Origin of the sequence: Acidilobus saccharovorans 345-15, assembly GCF_000144915.1 — an archaeon.
Taxonomy (GTDB): Archaea; Thermoproteota; Thermoprotei_A; order Sulfolobales; family Acidilobaceae; genus Acidilobus; species Acidilobus saccharovorans.
Genome location: NC_014374.1, coordinates 1,049,428 through 1,065,035 on the forward strand (window position 1 = coordinate 1,049,428; position 15,608 = coordinate 1,065,035).

At 54.8% G+C, this 15,608-nt stretch carries 14 protein-coding genes; 4 read left to right on the forward strand and 10 right to left on the reverse strand.

The genetic code is table 11. The annotated features are described in order from the left end of the window. Nucleotides 1-2 precede the first annotated feature (2 nt). Nucleotides 3-491: a hypothetical protein gene (locus tag ASAC_RS05305; RefSeq protein ID WP_148217174.1), complete on the reverse strand. Its 489-nt coding sequence runs from the start codon at nucleotides 489-491 to the stop codon at nucleotides 3-5. After that, entirely contained in the window at nucleotides 439-1,161 is a 723-nt protein-coding gene (gene rpiA / locus ASAC_RS05310) for a ribose 5-phosphate isomerase A (RefSeq protein ID WP_013266966.1), read from the reverse strand. Before rpiA ends, ASAC_RS05305 begins: the two co-directional genes overlap by 53 nt. Before the next feature lie 127 nt (nucleotides 1,162-1,288). Between rpiA and ASAC_RS05315 the strand changes: the two genes are divergently transcribed. Next, a complete protein-coding gene (locus ASAC_RS05315; protein WP_013266967.1) occupies nucleotides 1,289-2,164 on the forward strand; it encodes a TatD family hydrolase in 876 nt (291 codons plus the stop codon). On the opposite strand, the gene ASAC_RS05320 is transcribed toward ASAC_RS05315, so the two are convergent. The 7 genes from ASAC_RS05320 to ASAC_RS05350 all read right to left on the reverse strand — a co-directional run bounded on the left by ASAC_RS05320 (nucleotide 2,161) and on the right by ASAC_RS05350 (nucleotide 9,637). Continuing rightward, nucleotides 2,161-3,522 carry a vWA domain-containing protein gene (locus tag ASAC_RS05320; protein ID WP_048813012.1) on the reverse strand — a complete coding sequence of 454 codons (1,362 nt, stop codon included), beginning with the start codon at nucleotides 3,520-3,522 and terminating at the stop codon, nucleotides 2,161-2,163. The genes ASAC_RS05315 and ASAC_RS05320 overlap by 4 nt on opposite strands. Nucleotides 3,523-3,534: 12 nt before the next feature. Further along, nucleotides 3,535-4,656, reverse strand: a complete 1,122-nt coding sequence (locus ASAC_RS05325) for an AAA family ATPase (protein WP_048812837.1) — start codon at nucleotides 4,654-4,656, stop codon at nucleotides 3,535-3,537. A gap of 185 nt (nucleotides 4,657-4,841) precedes the next feature. Then, complete coding sequence (gene porB, locus ASAC_RS05330) at nucleotides 4,842-5,759, reverse strand: pyruvate synthase subunit PorB (protein WP_013266970.1); 918 nt, start codon at nucleotides 5,757-5,759, stop codon at nucleotides 4,842-4,844. After that, entirely contained in the window at nucleotides 5,759-6,961 is a 1,203-nt protein-coding gene (locus ASAC_RS05335) for a transketolase C-terminal domain-containing protein (protein WP_013266971.1), read from the reverse strand. Before ASAC_RS05335 ends, porB begins: the two co-directional genes overlap by 1 nt. Next, nucleotides 6,958-7,221 (reverse strand): 4Fe-4S binding protein, encoded by a 264-nt coding sequence (locus ASAC_RS07950; protein ID WP_013266972.1) that lies wholly within the window; start codon nucleotides 7,219-7,221, stop codon nucleotides 6,958-6,960. Before ASAC_RS07950 ends, ASAC_RS05335 begins: the two co-directional genes overlap by 4 nt. A gap of 144 nt (nucleotides 7,222-7,365) precedes the next feature. After that, nucleotides 7,366-7,917, reverse strand: coding sequence for a 2-oxoacid:acceptor oxidoreductase family protein (locus ASAC_RS05345; RefSeq protein WP_013266973.1), 552 nt, complete (start codon nucleotides 7,915-7,917; stop codon nucleotides 7,366-7,368). 406 nt (nucleotides 7,918-8,323) lie between these two features. Then, nucleotides 8,324-9,637: a tRNA(Ile)(2)-agmatinylcytidine synthase gene (locus ASAC_RS05350; RefSeq protein ID WP_013266974.1), complete on the reverse strand. Its 1,314-nt coding sequence runs from the start codon at nucleotides 9,635-9,637 to the stop codon at nucleotides 8,324-8,326. Between the two features lie 363 nt (nucleotides 9,638-10,000). Between ASAC_RS05350 and ASAC_RS05355 the strand changes: the two genes are divergently transcribed. From ASAC_RS05355 to ASAC_RS05365, 3 genes are all read left to right on the forward strand, one after another. Further along, complete coding sequence (locus ASAC_RS05355) at nucleotides 10,001-11,371, forward strand: MFS transporter (protein ID WP_013266975.1); 1,371 nt, start codon at nucleotides 10,001-10,003, stop codon at nucleotides 11,369-11,371. 93 nt (nucleotides 11,372-11,464) lie between these two features. Beyond that, nucleotides 11,465-11,887: a hypothetical protein gene (locus ASAC_RS05360; RefSeq protein ID WP_013266976.1), complete on the forward strand. Its 423-nt coding sequence runs from the start codon at nucleotides 11,465-11,467 to the stop codon at nucleotides 11,885-11,887. Next, nucleotides 11,850-14,108: a DEAD/DEAH box helicase gene (locus ASAC_RS05365; RefSeq protein ID WP_013266977.1), complete on the forward strand. Its 2,259-nt coding sequence runs from the start codon at nucleotides 11,850-11,852 to the stop codon at nucleotides 14,106-14,108. The genes ASAC_RS05360 and ASAC_RS05365 overlap by 38 nt, the downstream gene beginning before the upstream one ends. 2 nt (nucleotides 14,109-14,110) lie before the next feature. Here the strand turns inward: ASAC_RS05365 and ASAC_RS05370 are convergent, their stop codons facing one another. Continuing rightward, nucleotides 14,111-15,463: an MFS transporter gene (locus ASAC_RS05370; protein WP_048812839.1), complete on the reverse strand. Its 1,353-nt coding sequence runs from the start codon at nucleotides 15,461-15,463 to the stop codon at nucleotides 14,111-14,113. Nucleotides 15,464-15,608 lie beyond the last annotated feature (145 nt).

Consider the following 15,608-nt stretch of genomic DNA (forward strand, 5'->3'; position numbering starts at 1 on the left):
CCTCAGGAAGTGCTTTTTTGAACATTGCTATATAAAATCCTCCTTAAGGTGACGCTCTGCCCTAAGGTCAGCACCTCATTCACTATTTTAAGCATATCATCTATAGGCAGGCCTTCTAAGCTATGAGGCTTACCGCCCCTCCTCAAAGCCTTACTGAACGCTATTACATGTGTACACCCAAACTCATCCTCGCTGAGCAACCTCCTCTGAAATCCCTCACAGCTGCAGTATATCGGCTTCACATCAGCGCTTCTGGACGTGCGCTCCCTGGGGGCTGCCGGAACTATGAGGTGGTCACCGTGAGCACCCATGTAAACCCACAGCTCAAGTCTTCCGGATCTAATTTTAACGTACCTTTGTGAAGTCTCCTCCTCGGTTATGCTGGACTCCCATGACTTAGGATAACTCCTAAGCAGCGCCATAGACTCTATGGCTTGCTCAGCGTCGTAGAGCGGAGGCCTTGGTCTTCCTTGTAACCCTGAGAACTTCATACCTGCAGTCCCTCCTGCCCACCACCACATAGTCTGCCATTCCAAGGAAGAGCCCTGTGTCGACTATGCCAGGTATATTATGCAGCTTCATGTCAAAGTCTCCTGGGTCCTCTATGGGCCCTGTGTATAAGTCAACTATCATGCCCCTCCAGTCACTTATTAGTGGACCCACCTTACCGCTGCCCTCCCTGGGGACCACCTTAAATCCCATTGACCTGAGCTCGCTGGCAACCATAGGGTAAGCCTCTGGGACCACCTCTAACGGCAGGGGTCCCCTGGAGCCCAGCTTTTCAACAAGCTTGTCCTCGCCCACAACAAATATGCTGATCCTGCTGAAGAATGCCAGCATTTTCTCTCCCAACAGCGCCCCTCCCCGGCCCTTTATCATATCGCCGCTTAACGTGACCTCGTCGGCTCCGTCTATGTAAACGTCTATTAAGGCGTCGCCGGCTGGGTAATATATGACGTCCACGCCTTCGCCGCTGAGGGAGAGGGCCGTTGATAAGCTGGAGCTCACCACCCTCTTGCCCCTAAGCAGGCCGGAGGCTCTCACGAGAAACTCCTTAACAGTGGTTCCTGTGCCAATGCCTACTAAGGAAGCACGCGCAATGAACTCTTTAGCAACCTCGACGGCACCGGCCGCCGCGGCTTCCTTTGGGTCGCAGCTCACTTAAGTTCACCCAAAGATTTTCAGAGCTAGCTGTTAATGTAAGGTTAAAGCCACGCTAAAAGTTTACACCGGGCAGGCTATTAAACATAATACTTCAGGAGCAGCACCTAGTTTAGGTACCTTGAATATGAGTGCCAACGAGAGCTCCAAGGTACCCATAGCTGACGCTCACTCACACATCAATGCTGTCAGGGGCCTCAGCGCAAATGAGTTTGCAGAGGCTTTCCGTAAAGCTAATGGATGGTTCGTGGCCCTTGTTGGAGTATCGCCTTGGGACTATGGCGCTATGCCCCCCAGCCTGAGGGACGCCTATCTAAAGTCCGTGGATATACACGTCAAAACTTGCTCAGAAATGCGCTCTAAGGGAGTTTCCGTAGCCTGCATAGACGGCTTCTACCCTGGCGACGTTGATAAGCTTCTATCCATGGGGCTAAAGCCGTCTGAAGTCCTGAATCTTGGCAGAGAAGTCCTGCAGTACGAGTTGACGCTATGTAGGAATGGTCTCCTTGATGGAATAGGAGAGGTGGGGAGACAGCATTATAAAGCGATGCCCCTCAGCCTTTTGGTGTCAGAGCTGTTAATGGAGGAGGCCATTAAGGCTGGCTCTGAGGAGGACTGCGTAATTCACCTTCACTTGGAGGATATAGGCCCTGACACCGTACTCCTGACACATGAGGTGATAAAGAGGCTCAACGTGAAACCGTCGAGCAAGATAATATTCCATCATGCCCGTCCCGATATGATTCCCGCGGCCTCCTCCCTTGGGTACTCTGCCACCGTTTTCGGAAGGAAGGAGGTACTGAGGGCTGCCGTCGCCTTGAAAGCCTGGGGCTTTATGGTAGAAAGCGACTTTCCGGGAGTTATGTTAAACGGTGCTGTCACTCCATGGTCGCTTGCAGAGGTTGAAGTAGGGTTGCTAAGGGACTCCCTGGCCACGGAGGAGTTCCTATATAAGGTCAACATAGACAATATTGTAAAAAGCTATGGCGTTTCCCCACCTTAGCTGAAGTCTATAACTTCTAGGGCTTCCTTACGCTCGAGTTTGCGCACCGTCAGATACCTGTACGAGACCTGCTGTAGGAAAGTGTTGTGCCCCTGTATCATGACTGAGTGGAGGTGTGCATTGACCTTCTTTAACATGCGCTGGAGGACCTCAGGGCTAAGCCGGTCCTCGCCGTCAGTAATCAATATTATGTCGCTTGGCCTGTCCTTGCCCCCCAACTTCATCTTGTCAATGTCATCAACCGCTGATGAGACGGCCCTAGTTATGTCGGTTCCTCCGCCGGCCTTCACCCTTGCAAGATAAGAGAGCAGCCTTAACACGTCGTTGGGCTTTGAGTTACTTCTCACTACCATCGAGCTATAGGGTATGGAATCGAAGAACCTAACTATAAACGTCCTACCCTCGTCCATGGATTTCTTGAAGAGGGCCACGGCAACTGCCCTGGCCCAGTCTATCTTAGAGCCTACCATGCTGCCGCTCTTATCAAGGAGCACGTAGATGGGCCCCCTGGAGGCTGGCAGCTCCTTCTCGTAAAGTAGCAGCTTGCCGTTGGCCAGGTCCGCATAAAAGAGGTCAGCGGGGAGCGCGAGCTGGCTGTAGTGAATTCTCTCTACGTCGCCCCCGTACTCAAGCCCTGAGACCCAGCCCTTAGAGAACTTGGTGGTGTTCCTGCCCTTTACTGAGGGCAGCTTGAAGCCCTCAATTTTCTCAAGTATCCTAGCGACGTCCGTCTCCCTTGCAAGCCTTAACACCAGCTCGGCGGAGCTCTCAAGGGAGAAGACGCTCCCCTTGCCCGCGCCTAGCCTCTCGGCCGTCATCTTTATTTTCTTTGCCATCTCGGAGTCCTTCATCGCGGCCTCGGCAGCCTTCTGAACCGCCTCCTGGATGTTAGGGGGTCCTGACTCAGGCCCCTCCTGCTCCTGCTGTTCCTGCTGCTCCTGCGACTTGTTGCCTCCGCCTGAGCCCTCAGGAGGCGGAAGGAGCCTGTTCAGCCTCTCTATGAATGACGCAGAGGCTACTATGCTAGTTAGGGTGTCCGCCGTAGTGTAGATCTTGGACTTCCAAAGGCTCTCACTCTTCACCATAGATGAGACTATAGATCTCCTGAAGCTCATGTCCTTATCATCGGTCTCGCTCTGCTCTGGTATCAGAGGCACAGGCAAGTAGTACGTGTAAAAGACGTCGACGGCCAGAGCCGCTGATATCCTCTGATCGAGGTCCTTCTCTGCTATTTTCTTAGCTACAGAGAGGACCTTCTCCCCACGGTAAAGTTTTATCTCATCTATTAAGCCTACCTCTGGGTGGACGCTCATTGGGGGCCGTTTCTCACGATCTTTCCTCTCCTTGTCCTCGCTCATCATCCTCACTCTTCACATGTTTAACTTTATCATGATTTCCTGCGTCAGATTCTCTATCATCTCGTCAACCTCCTCAGCCTTCTTCCTGACCTCCTCATCTTCGACGTCCTGTACGAGGCTTTGTATCTTGCCTTTTGCTACCTTTAAGTTCTTGTATATGTCCAGGAGCCTTGGGTCGAATGCCTCAAGCTCCTTTATTGACTTCTCGGCGTTCTTAACGTTGTTAGCTATCTCGTCAAGCTCGCGCAGTATCCTCTCCTTGGTCTTGAGCTCCTCCACCAATATGGTGTTCACCTTGTCAAAATCGTCTATGTCCTTGGGCACGGTATACCTGAGCACTATGAGGTCCGACTCTGTGGCCTGCATTCTGCCCTCGAGCATCGCGTGGGCCGCTATGGCCTTCAATATCTTGCCCTTTCTCCTGTCGCTTATGTGAAGCTCCTTCTCATTCATAATCATGAAGAGCCTTATCAGCTTGCTCTTTACGGGACTTAGGTCAACCTTAAACATGAGGTTGTTGATGGCCCTGAGGTCATCCATTGTCATAACTTTAGGGGCTGACTGCGAGATCCCCATTTCGAGCTTCCACGCGGCATCAAGGAGGCTGTCCCATGACTCCTCATCCAGCGGCCTGACGCTCTGCCTGAAGAGGAACCTGTCGTACAGGGCCTCGAGTTCGGGCTCCTCGGGAACCCTGTTGGACGCTCCTACGAGGGTCCAAAGCGGTACCTTTATCTCGGTATAGCCGTCATATAGGACTCTTTCCTGCATTATGCTGAGTATGCTGTTGAGCACGGCGCTGTTGGCATTAAATATCTCGTCCAGGAACGCTATCTCAGCCTCCGGCAGCTTTCCAGCCGTTATCCTCCTATAAACTCCCTGCCTGAGCGACTTTATGTCAAGTGGTCCGAAGAGCTCACTGGGCTCTGTAAACTTTGTCAGGAGGTACTTGAAGAACCTGGCATTAAGAAGGTCAGCGGACCTCCTTGCTATGGCGCTCTTAGCCGTGCCTGGCTCCCCTATGAGCACCACGTGCTCGCCCGTCATGAGGGCCAGCGTTATTACTAGCGACTCCTCGTGCCTGCCCACGAATGGTGCCTCAAGCTCGGTAAGAAACTGCGAGGCCAGCTTCATTAACTCCTCAGGCTGCCGTTGGGTTGACACCCACGTAACACCTATGCTCAGCTACCTAGATAGTAATTGGAGGTGAAAAACCTGCACTCCTAGCAGGCTTCTGAATACCAAAATTTTCTAACTAGGCGCTGACCGTTAATAAAAACGTGGAGTGGCATAAAGGGGTTAAAACAAAGGTGGAGGCCTCACTTCAGCGCCTGAGGGCCGTACTTCTCCAGCATCTCTATCCAGCGCCACATGGCGTCAATCTCTTCCTGCAGGCCCTTGAGCTTCTCCGGGTCCTTAAGCACGGGCTGGAACCTGCCCTGAAGCTTTAGGTACTCTGCAAGGGGCGCCCTCTTCTGTGGGTTCCTATACATGCCGCTGTAGGAGCTCAGCCTGAACTTGCCGTTCTCATACTCGAACAGGGGGAAGACCCCTGTCTGAACCGCCAGCTGGGCTATCTTAGCGGTAAGCCCTGGGTCGAACCTCCACCCTATCGGGCATGGCGCGTGTAGGTGTATGTACTTGAAGCCCTTTATCGAGGCTGCCTTCCTAAGCTTCTCTATAAAGTCCTGCGGGTAGCCGACGCTGGCGGTGGCCACGTAAGGCACGTTGTGGGCTATCATTATGAAGGGCAGGGGCTTCTTCTTCTCAGTCTTTCCTGCGTAGGTTGTGGTAGTCCATGCACCATATGGCGTTAGACCGCTCCTCTGAATGCCGGTGTTCATATAAGCCTCGTTGTCTACGCATATGTAAATTATGTTGTCATTGCGCTCGGCGGCCCCGCTCATGGATTGGAATCCTATGTCGGCGGTTCCACCGTCGCCGGCCCAGACAACTACGTTATAGTTCTTGCCCATCATCTCGAAAGCAGCTTCCATGCCAGCTGCAGAGCTCGCCGCTGAGGCGAAGACTATGTTGAGCACTGGGAAGTTTATGCCGCTCTTAGGCACTATTCCCTGGATGACGCTGCTACAGCCAGCGGGTATCACTAGCACCACGTTGTCCCCAAGCGCCATCTTAACATATCTTAGCCCCATGGTCTCGGGGCAGCCAGGGCACGCGGCGTTCCCTGGCATCCCGTACCTTCTCCTGGGAAGGTCGGCCAGCCTTATGGGCATCAGAGGCCCACCTCCTTACCTACCTGGGCATACTTCTTAGGCAGCATCCACCTCTGCGGTTCATACACGAGGCCCACCTCCTCAACCCTGCCTACGAAATCCATAACCTCAGACATTATGTCATCAGGCCTCACGTCGACGCCTCCAAGTCCCGCTATGACGCCTCTCATGGACACCTTGGTTCCGTACAGCGTTGCCGCCGTGTCGCTGAAGAGCTGCCCATAGCTTCCAAATGAGACGCTCCTGTCAAACACTATTACCCCCTTCTTGTTGGATAGCTTATCCCTGAGGTCCTCCTCAGGCCATGGCCTGACAAACCTGATCCTCGCGACGCCCGCCCTAACTCCCTTGTCCCTCAACATATCAGCGGCCTTCTTAGCGTCGCCGGCCCAGCTGCCCGTTATTACTATCACGTAATCCGCGTCGTCGCAGCGGTAGCACTCCACCAGTCCGCCGTAAGACCTTCCAAAGGCCTTTCCATACTCAAGGTCAACCTCACTTATAACCTGCTTGGCCGCCTTCATGGCCGCCTGTATGGAGTACCTCATCATGAAGTAGTCCTCGTCCGACGCTATGTTGCCCATTACCACGTTGCTCTCAGGCGTGATCACGTAGGGCTGCCTCCTCGGCGGCAACCAGTTGTCGACCTCCTCCTGTGAAGGTATGTCTACGGGGGCCACTGTGTGGGATAATATGAAGCCGTCAAGTGTGACGATCATGGGAAGGTATACCCTGGGGTCCTCGCTTATCCTGAAGGCCTGCAGCGTCAGGTCAAACGCCTCCTGGTTCTCCTGGGCCACAGATATTATCCACCCGGTGTCCCTCTGATCCATGACGTCGCTGTGCTCAACGTGGATGTTCCACGGCGGCCCTATGGCCCTGGCCGCCACAGCCATAACGACCGGTATCCTGGCCCCTGCGGTCCACCAGAGCACCTCATGCATATACAGGAGCCCATGACTTGAAGTTGCCGTGAAAGCCCTGGCCCCTGCTGCCGCCGCTCCTAGGGTGGCTGCTAGGGCGCTGTGCTCGCTCTCCACCCTTATCATCTTAGCCTCAAGCTCGCCTTTGTCCACCATCTCGGCGAGCTTCTCAACCATGGTTGTCTGAGGAGTTATCGGGTAAGCCGCTATTACCTCGACCCTAGCCAGCTTCACAGCTTCAGAGACCGCATGGTTGCCTGTCAGAGCTTTCATTGTCATGCCCTCTCACTCCCTAGCGATGGTTCAGGTACCATCTCTATCGCGTGCGTTGGGCATGCCTGAGCGCAGATGCCGCACCCCTTGCAATAGTCATAGTCCACATAAACATAGTCGTCCTCCCTCCTTAGTATTGTGTCCTCGGGGCAGTAGAGCCAGCAGAAGAGGCACTTAATGCACTTATCCAAATGCACCACCGGCCGCTCAGTCCTCCAGAGGCCTGTCTTGCCTGAGGACCCCTCGGCCGGATATGATATTGGCACCGCCCAATACGTGCGGGGTTTCTCTACTAGCGCCTCCGTCGCAGACACCCCTTCCTAATGTACCCATTACTGAATACCAAACTCTACTGTAAATAAGCTTTATATGTACTGGGTAAGATTATTTTGTTAAGCCCACTTTTAAAATTAGCATTGCGTTATCTCTTCGAAAGCCTTTACTGCTGCGTCGCTGTTAGCTTTAGCTAGCGATGGAGAGCTGAAGTACTCGCTTATGGCCTTTACCACGGAATCTATGCTAACAACGCCGCTGGCCTTGGCCAGAGCGCCCACCATTGCAGTGTTAACCGTTGGCCACCCGCTGACCACAAGGTTCAGGTCCTTAGCAATCCTAGTTGCGTTGACACAGAAGGTCCTGAACTTAGGGAAGGGGCTTGTGTTAACCGGGGAGTTTAACACTACGATGCCTTCAGGCTTCAGGCCCTCCGTAACGTCTACCAGCTTCAGAAGCTCATAATCAAGGACTACCACTATGTCAGGTTCTACGACGGTGCTGTGCACCTGAATAGGCTTATCAGAGATCCTCGCATAGACGCGGACAGGGGCGCCCCTCCTCTCGGCCCCGAACTCGGGTATTGCCTGGGCCCACTTGCCCTCAAAGAGCGCTGCTCTTGCAAGTATGGTAGCTGCGGTTACTGCGCCCTGCCCTCCCCTGCCATGAAATCTAAGCTCTGTATACATTCTTTCGCCCAGCTACTAAAGGCTCCTGATCTTTTTTAGCGTTGTTGCTAAGCCGGCCAGCGGGAGGGGGCTCCAGAGGAAACGGAGGGGTGTATTTAAGGCCTGGGCTCTTGGACTAGCTGGGCCACCCCTCTGTTTCCTGTGAAGATGAGACACGGCCTCTTTCGTGGATCGTTCCCTCACTATTTGTCTTCTCGAGGCATTAGATGTAATTTAAAAACATAAAAATAATATTAATAAATATTGTTATAAAAACATATTATACAAACCGAATACTTTTCATCAACAAAGAACTCAGAGGACCTCCGCCCTGCGACCCCTACGCGCTGCAATAGAAGTTGAGGGGCGACTGTGCCATAGGCGCCTCCAGAGGAAACAGAGGGGTGTATACTGGGGAGTTAACACATCAGTAGACCCTCAGAACATCGCTGACGTTAATAGTAACTGGAAGCCTGTCCATCGTTGGCAACCTAGCTCCGACTGGGGATAGGTGCCTGGCCCTGCCGATCTTATAATAATAGCTGCCGGGCAGCAGCTCCCTCTCGACGACGAGTGATTGCTTGTGACCGCTTGATCTCAGGCCACACCTGGGGCACCGATATCCCTTGCCTCTCCCCAGGCTCTCCATTCGTGCTCCACACCTAGGACAGCGAGGGGGGACCTGCACGCGGCGTTGGGCCACGCCGACGACCTTCATAGCCTCGACAGAGATGGTCAGTTTTCCCCGGGGCGAGTATGGCCTAACGCCTCCGGCTATGATAATGACGTCCCCTGGATAGAGCAGCTCTGCAGCCCTGGCCAAGGGACCCGAGTCCTCATAGAAGGCAGCGTCATATGTGTTCACCCCGTCGCTGACTTCAACTATAACATGCCCCCCAGGAAGCTTAAGCGGAGGGGACCTAACGGTTACTGTAATGTTCACGGAGCGATATATCCTAGGCTCCTGGGCCTGCAGGTGAACCCCCGTGTGCTGGTTCGACCTGTAAAGTACTGCGAAGTGGGGCCTCTCGCACAGGGCCTCGTCAAACCTCCAGAGCTCCCCAGGGTCCGTGCCCCTGAAGCCGGCCAGCACGGGGTCAGGGCCGCCCGGGGCCGCGCTTGTAGTGCCCTCGTCAAGCTCTAAGTTGTTCAGCGTGCCGCTGCTCTGGCCTTCTAGGTAAGCCACTTTGTCGGAGTAAACGCACCTCCTGCTCCCCCAGTTCTCCGGCCTTCTGTAAAAGGTCAGCTCAAAGGTGTAAGGCTCGCCGGGGGAGAGGGCCGCTAAAGAGGAGGCAGCTCCTATCACCCCCCTGCCGCCACGCCATAACGCTCCATACTTGCTGAGGCTCTCGGTGGCTACGTCAAGTGTAACGACGTCAGAGAGGGCCTTGCGGTAAAGCCATCTAAGTCGCTCCGACTCCCAGGGACTCCCGGGGGCCACCACTAGGCCTGGCGACTTACCAGGAAGGGGAGGGCGGGGCTCCGTGTACTCCTCTATTATGGACCACAGAGTTTCCATGAGCTCCTTAGGGTCACCGTCATAAAGAAGCCTGAGCACCGTGGCGGCGTTGCCCCTGGTCCTCCACGGTATGTTTGGGTTAAGCCTAACTAGGAGCGGGTAGTCGGCCAAGAGCGCCCTGTTGCCAAGCTCCTTAAGTATCAGTCCAGTCAGGTGCGTTGTGCAGCCCCCATACTGGCTATCGGTGTCGTCTATGGCAACGCTGAGCAGCTGATGCTCCAACTTCGCAGCCCTTCCTAAATGGGATCAGCAAAGGTTAAGAAGGAGCCTTTAAATCAGGCCCGTTAAAGCGTCAGCCTACGTAGTTACGCGTCTATATGACTTCAACAGCTATAACAACTATCGAAGGTCCAGAAACGGCTGGCGGCACATAAATCAAAACAAGCCTATTAAGGTTAGCTTAGAAGTGGCTGGCCGCCTTAGTGAGGCTGCAGAGGTAACTGAGCCATGTTAGGGCAGCAATAACAACAGAACAGTTACGGGTCCTTTTAACACCCTAGGTCGACTATTTTTACTTAACTAAGTTAATTTTCAAGTAGCCAGAAACCACGCAGCTTATAAGGACTCTTTCACAGGCCAGTCTTGGTGTCCGGCTTGAGCACAAAGGGCTCGCAACAGTGGCTGGCCTTCGCGGCCCTGTCCATAGGCATGATAGTTTATGGACTAGCGGAGAGCTACGGCCCTGTCAGCGTGGCAAGTAACGTAGTGCCCAGCTCCTACAGCTGGCTTGGCTATAGCTTGCCATACATATTTGGTGGGCTGGGGGCCATATTTGCTGGGATCACGCTTGACAGGTTAGGAAGGAGAAGAGCGTTTCTGCTGACATCAGCCGTATTAATAGTTGGGCTGCTGCTTTACGTTCCCGTCTACTTCTTTAACGTGGACAACCTGGCGCTGCTGATAGCCTCGATGGCCCTGGTGGGCATGGCTGCCATAGGCCTTGAAAGTCCTGTGCTCACGGCCATAGCTGAGAGCTACGACCCGGCCAGGAGAAGCAAGCTGCTGGTACTAGCCCCCAACTTCGGTAATCTGGGCGTGGCGCTGGCCTTCGTGCCGCTGCTTCTGTTCCACGGCAACGCCGCTTCAACCATGAACGAGAGGCTGGCCCTCATGCTAATGTACATAGCGCCTGTGGTGGCTTTCATTATTGCGTGGATAGGCCTTTCAGAGAGCCTTCCGTGGAAGGCCGCGAAGGAGGGAGCCTTGGACCTTAAGAGCGCGTGGAAGGCCGTTGATGGGGGCTCCGCTGCGCCGGTAGTCCCTACGACCGGCATAGGGCTCAGGTTTGCAACTCTCCTGGCCCTAGGCATATCGCAGGACGTGGCCTTCGTGTACATAACCTATGGGATAACCTATGCTTACTTCTCATCTTCACAGTTTGCCGGCATGAGCGTAACAACGCTGGTACCGCTTCTGGGAGGCTTCATAATGACCATTGTTGGCATCATAGCGGCGTTTGCGATAACGCCTAAGGCCGAAAGGAGGACCTTTGCCACGCTTTCATTTGGCCTTCAGCTAGCCATGTGGATTGTGCTGGCTGCTATGGCTTATGTCTATCATCTAGCCTTCACTCTGCCGCTCTTAATCGCGTTTGCTGCCACGTTCATACCGGTGGAGTTGACCTGGGCCGCCAGGGCCCTGCTGGAGCCCGAGCTGTTCCCAACCAACAAGAGGGGCCTCTACGTGTCAGCCGTCAGGGCCCTCGTGTGGATACTCACGGGCGTAATAACTGGGGTCCTCGCACTGCCGTACGTTAGTAGCAGCTTCGTTCTAGGCGCCTCAATAATGACAGCCATGGCATTCCTCGGCATCGGCGGCGCCATCATATGGAGGCTCTTCGGTTTCGAAACTGCTAACAGGAGCCTAGTTGGTCTCGACCTAAGCCACCTAGCCCCTATAACGGGAAGCGCCTCTGATCCTTCCTCCGATCCTTCAAAGGACAGGAACGTCCATTAAGCAAAAACACCCTCTTATTATGGCCCCTAAAAGGCGGTCGGAGAGGCTACCCTAATAGCCCTTTGTCACAGCTGTCCGACCAGGAGCTGAGGCTTGGAGCTTCCAGTTGAGCTCACTAAGAGCCGCAGGGGTTTACACGTAAAGAGAACCGTAGTTGTTGTGATTAGTAGGCAGAACCAACGTGTTATAGCAGAACCCCAGAGGCCTGGCAAGGGAACTTACAGCAGGGGCAAGGCAGGTTACGTTGAAGTCAAGCTCAGCCACGGTGAGTATGCGGTGGTGGCCTCGCTTATCATGGGGCCCAGAAAGAGAGTTAAGGGATCATTCACAGTGTATGACGAGAGCGGCGCCGAGAGGCTTAGAGTCAAATATGAGAGGTTCAAGCTGAGGCTGTCCAGGGGATCCCCGGAGCTCTCCTGGGTCGTCGACGCCGCTGTGGGGGCTCTAGGTCTGGACAAGTTTGTGAGGCGCAGGAACTATGGAAAGCGTGGAGAGGCTAGAAGAACTTCTCAGTAAGGCTGTTAGAGGTAACAACGGAAAGGTCATTTACCTATATCATGAGACTGAGGGCGAACCTGAACCGGGCCCCTCAGTTGCAGACCTTGGGCTTCCTGAAGAGCTAGTTAGGTCCCTGGAAGTCCGAGGCATAGCCAGGCTCTACAGGTTCCAGTGGGATGCCATATCAAGGATAAGGCAGGGCAAGGACACTATAATAGTGGCTGGCACGGGGACAGGCAAGACCGAGGCCTTTATGATACCCCTCATAGAGAGGGCGCTCAAGAGCAGAGGGGAGAGGTTCCTGTTAGTTTACCCCACCAAGGCCCTTGCCAGGGACCAGGCCAGAAGGCTTTCCTCACTGCTATCGGGCGTCGGCTTAAGGTATGCTGTGCTCGACGGCGACACGCCCTCAGCGGAGCGCAGAGCAATATACGAGGACCCCCCATCGTTCATAATCACGAACCCTGACATGATACACATAGGTTTGGCCGAGTCCAAAGACTTCAGGGAACTTGTGTCTGGGATAAGCGCGGCCGTGTTTGATGAGATGCACGTGTACCAGGGCGTGCTGGGCTCTCACGTCAAGTGGGTCATATACAGGCTTTCTCAGGCAGCTGGCGCGCTGCAGCTGGTGGGGGCGGGGGCCACTATAGGCAACCCGGGTGACCTGGGGACTAAGCTCTTCTCTAGGCAGGACGTGGAGGTAGTCGAAGGCCCCAGGAGGCGTAGGGGGGAGGCGGTTCACGCGTTCGTCGACTATGGCAGGCTCAGCAGGTGGTCCTTCGCGGCCTACTTAATAGCCTCCCTGGCCTCGGAGGGCCTCAAGGTTTTGGGCTTTACTGACTCGCAACAGATGGCCGAGCTGGTGGCAAGGATCATTAAGAGGAACTATAACGTCAGCGCGGAGGTCCACAGGGCGGGGCTCCCGGCCGAGCACAGGAGGAAAGTTGAGCGTGAGTTTGCGGAGGGCTCCCTTAATGCTGTCGTGGCGACGTCAACCCTGGAGCTCGGCATAGACATAGGCGACCTGGACGCCGTGGTCATGGCGTCCCTTCCGAAGAGCTACTCGAGCTACGTTCAGCGCGCCGGCAGGGCGGGCAGGAGGGGAAGGCCAGGGCTCGTGGCGACGCTTATGGGGGACGACCCTATAGAGGCCTACTACGCCTCGAGGCCTCAGGAGTTCTTCTCAAGGGAGCCCGACCCTGGCTACATAGAGCCGGGCAACACTGAGGTGACGAAGCTACACCTCGTGGCACTGGCAATGCAGAAAGGCGTCCTGAGAAGGAGCTCCCTGCCCGGGGAACTCCAGGTCCCCATAACGTGGGCTGCCGACAAGGGACTTCTAAGCCTAAAGGGAGACATAATAATGCCCCAGTGGAGGTCCGCCCGCGAGTTTCTGGCATCACATGGCTTGAGATCCACGGGTCCCATGGTAAAGATAGTCCTCAACAACAAGGTAGTGGGCGAGAGGGAAATGCCCATGGCGCTTTACGACTTACATCCGGGAGCGCTGTACTACCACGCAGGGCAGCCGCTGCTCTCGTCAAGGCTCGACCTCAGCTCTATGAAGGCCTACACGGTAAAGCTTTCAGAGAACGTCAACTTTTACACGAAACCCCTGTACAGCATAGATATACTTGAAGTCAGGGCTGAGAGCTCCACCAACTACGGGCCCGTGGCTGCCGCCTATGGGGACGTCCACGTTCAAGTTTCAGTGACGGGGTATGTGATTAAGGATGAGCTCAGCGGCGCTACGCTCAACGAGGTAGAGTATGAAAGCCCCATAACTTGGGACTACTGGACCAAGGGGGTGGCCCTGAGGTACCCGCTGCTGGATTTTGACACGCTAGAGTCGTCGCTCAGTGCCTATCACGCGTTGGAGCACGTGCTCATAGCAGCCTCAAGGCCTGTCGTGGGGGCCAGTGATACAGACTTAAGCGGCGTCAGTTACCCCACAGGCCACATAGTTATCTATGACTCCCACGTAGGAGGTAACGGCGCCTCCAGGCTAGTCTACGAGAGACTGCTTAAGATACAGGAGATAGCAAAGAGCATAGTTTCATCGTGCACCTGTGAGGATGGGTGCCCCCGCTGCGTCTACTCGCCGTACTGTGGTAACAATAATAGGTACCTCTCGAGGCACGGCGCGCTGAAAGTTCTCAACAGCCTTACATTAGCAGAGAAGGGGAAGCTGGAAGTTGACGAGATATTAAGGTGGCGTAAGCTTAAGGCGGCCTGAAGTTAACCAGAATGGTGCGGCACGGGTACTGGGGACTCAACAACTAGCTTTTCCTTGCTGGCCTCCTCAAGGGGCACCATCTTGGTCTCGGGTATGAAGGCGGCAGTTATTATCATAGCTATGACACTGACAACGGCCAGTAGGCCAAAGATGAACGCTAGCCCTAGGCTGCTGCCCAGGGAGGCCTTTATCAGTGGGAACGCAAACGTCGTTATTGCTGCACCCGCCTTACCTGCGGCGGCCGAGATCCCATGGCCTGTAGATCTATATCTGACCGGGTAGACCTCCGCTGGCAGTATGAATGTAGTGGTGTTTGGCCCCAGGTTAAGTGCGGTGAACGAGAGCCCGAAGAAGGCATAGAGTAGGTAGCTGTTTACGCTTATGAACTTCATGTAGTAGAGCGCCATGGGGATGTAGATGGCTGTTACTATGGCGAACCCAATTAGCTGAAGGGGCTTCCTGCCAAGCCTGTCGACAAGCGCTGCTGCAGCGAAGTAGCCAGGTATCCCTATTAGCAGGGGTACGCCGGCCCTCAGGACAGAGGCGGTCAAGCTCTTTGTAGGCAGCAGCGATGAAGTCACGTAGGACGAGAACACGCCGGTGCCGTAGAGCGCCATGTCCATAAACGTCCATGGCAGTGTGGTGCCTATAAGCAGGGGCCAGTACTCCCTGAAGAACTCAGAGATGGGCGTGCGCCGCGCCTTTGCCTTGGCGACCTCGCCGTCAGAGCCTAGGACTAGCCTGAGGCCCCTCCTGGCTTCGCTGGCGTCACCTTTTACAAGCAGGGAGTACCTGGGCGTCTCGGGCACGTGCCTTCTGAAGTAGACAACGAAGGCGGGGGGTATCGCCCCTACAAAGGCCACCACCCTCCAGGCCATGTCTGCAGGCAGGTATGCGGCCGCCAGGAGGCCCGTGATCACCGCTGTGGCTATGCCAAATCCCTGCATTGAGAAGACGAGTGCAACGCTCTTGCCCCTGCTAGAAGTGGGCGCGTACTCACTTGCTATGGTGGCTGAGGCCGGGTAATCGCCGCCTATGCCTAGGCCCATGATGGTCCTGGTGGCCAACAACATTGTGAAGTTGGTTGAGAAAGCGCTGAGTACAGCTCCAGCGGCAAGTATGCCTGCCTCTATTCCATATATCTTCTTCCTTCCAAGAAGGTCCAGAAGCCTCCCAAAGAGCAGCTGACCTACGATTGCTGAGAATATGGCTGAGGAGGCTAGCAGCGACTCCTGCACGCTAGTGAGGTGCCACAGGGGCGTCAGGAAGAGCAGCATTATGTTGATATTGAAGAGGTCGTAGGCATCCGTGAAGAAACCCATTCCGGAGATCAAGACGACTTTGAGGAGGCCCATGGTAAACCTTCCTTTGTCAAGAAGACTGAATGGGGAGCCCTTCGCGCTATTGCCTAATTGTTTTCCGTCGGACACCAGCTCACCGAATAGCCCCGTGCTACTTATCCTATTTAAGCAATTCTATACTATATGCAGAGTTCTATAG

Excerpts from the sequence above, each read along its gene's own strand:
- ASAC_RS05305 (WP_148217174.1), bottom strand. The coding sequence starts at position 491 with ATGAAGTTCTCAGGGTTACAAGGAAGACCAAGGCCTCCGCTCTACGAC.
- ASAC_RS05315 (WP_013266967.1), top strand. The coding sequence starts at position 1,289 with ATGAGTGCCAACGAGAGCTCCAAGGTACCCATAGCTGACGCTCACTCA.
- ASAC_RS05320 (WP_048813012.1), bottom strand. The coding sequence starts at position 3,522 with ATGAGCGAGGACAAGGAGAGGAAAGATCGTGAGAAACGGCCCCCAATG.
- ASAC_RS05325 (WP_048812837.1), bottom strand. The coding sequence starts at position 4,656 with ATGAAGCTGGCCTCGCAGTTTCTTACCGAGCTTGAGGCACCATTCGTG.
- porB (WP_013266970.1), bottom strand. The coding sequence starts at position 5,759 with ATGCCCATAAGGCTGGCCGACCTTCCCAGGAGAAGGTACGGGATGCCA.
- ASAC_RS05335 (WP_013266971.1), bottom strand. The coding sequence starts at position 6,961 with ATGACAATGAAAGCTCTGACAGGCAACCATGCGGTCTCTGAAGCTGTG.
- ASAC_RS05345 (WP_013266973.1), bottom strand. The coding sequence starts at position 7,917 with ATGTATACAGAGCTTAGATTTCATGGCAGGGGAGGGCAGGGCGCAGTA.
- ASAC_RS05365 (WP_013266977.1), top strand. The coding sequence starts at position 11,850 with ATGGAAAGCGTGGAGAGGCTAGAAGAACTTCTCAGTAAGGCTGTTAGA.
- ASAC_RS05370 (WP_048812839.1), bottom strand. The coding sequence starts at position 15,463 with ATGGGCCTCCTCAAAGTCGTCTTGATCTCCGGAATGGGTTTCTTCACG.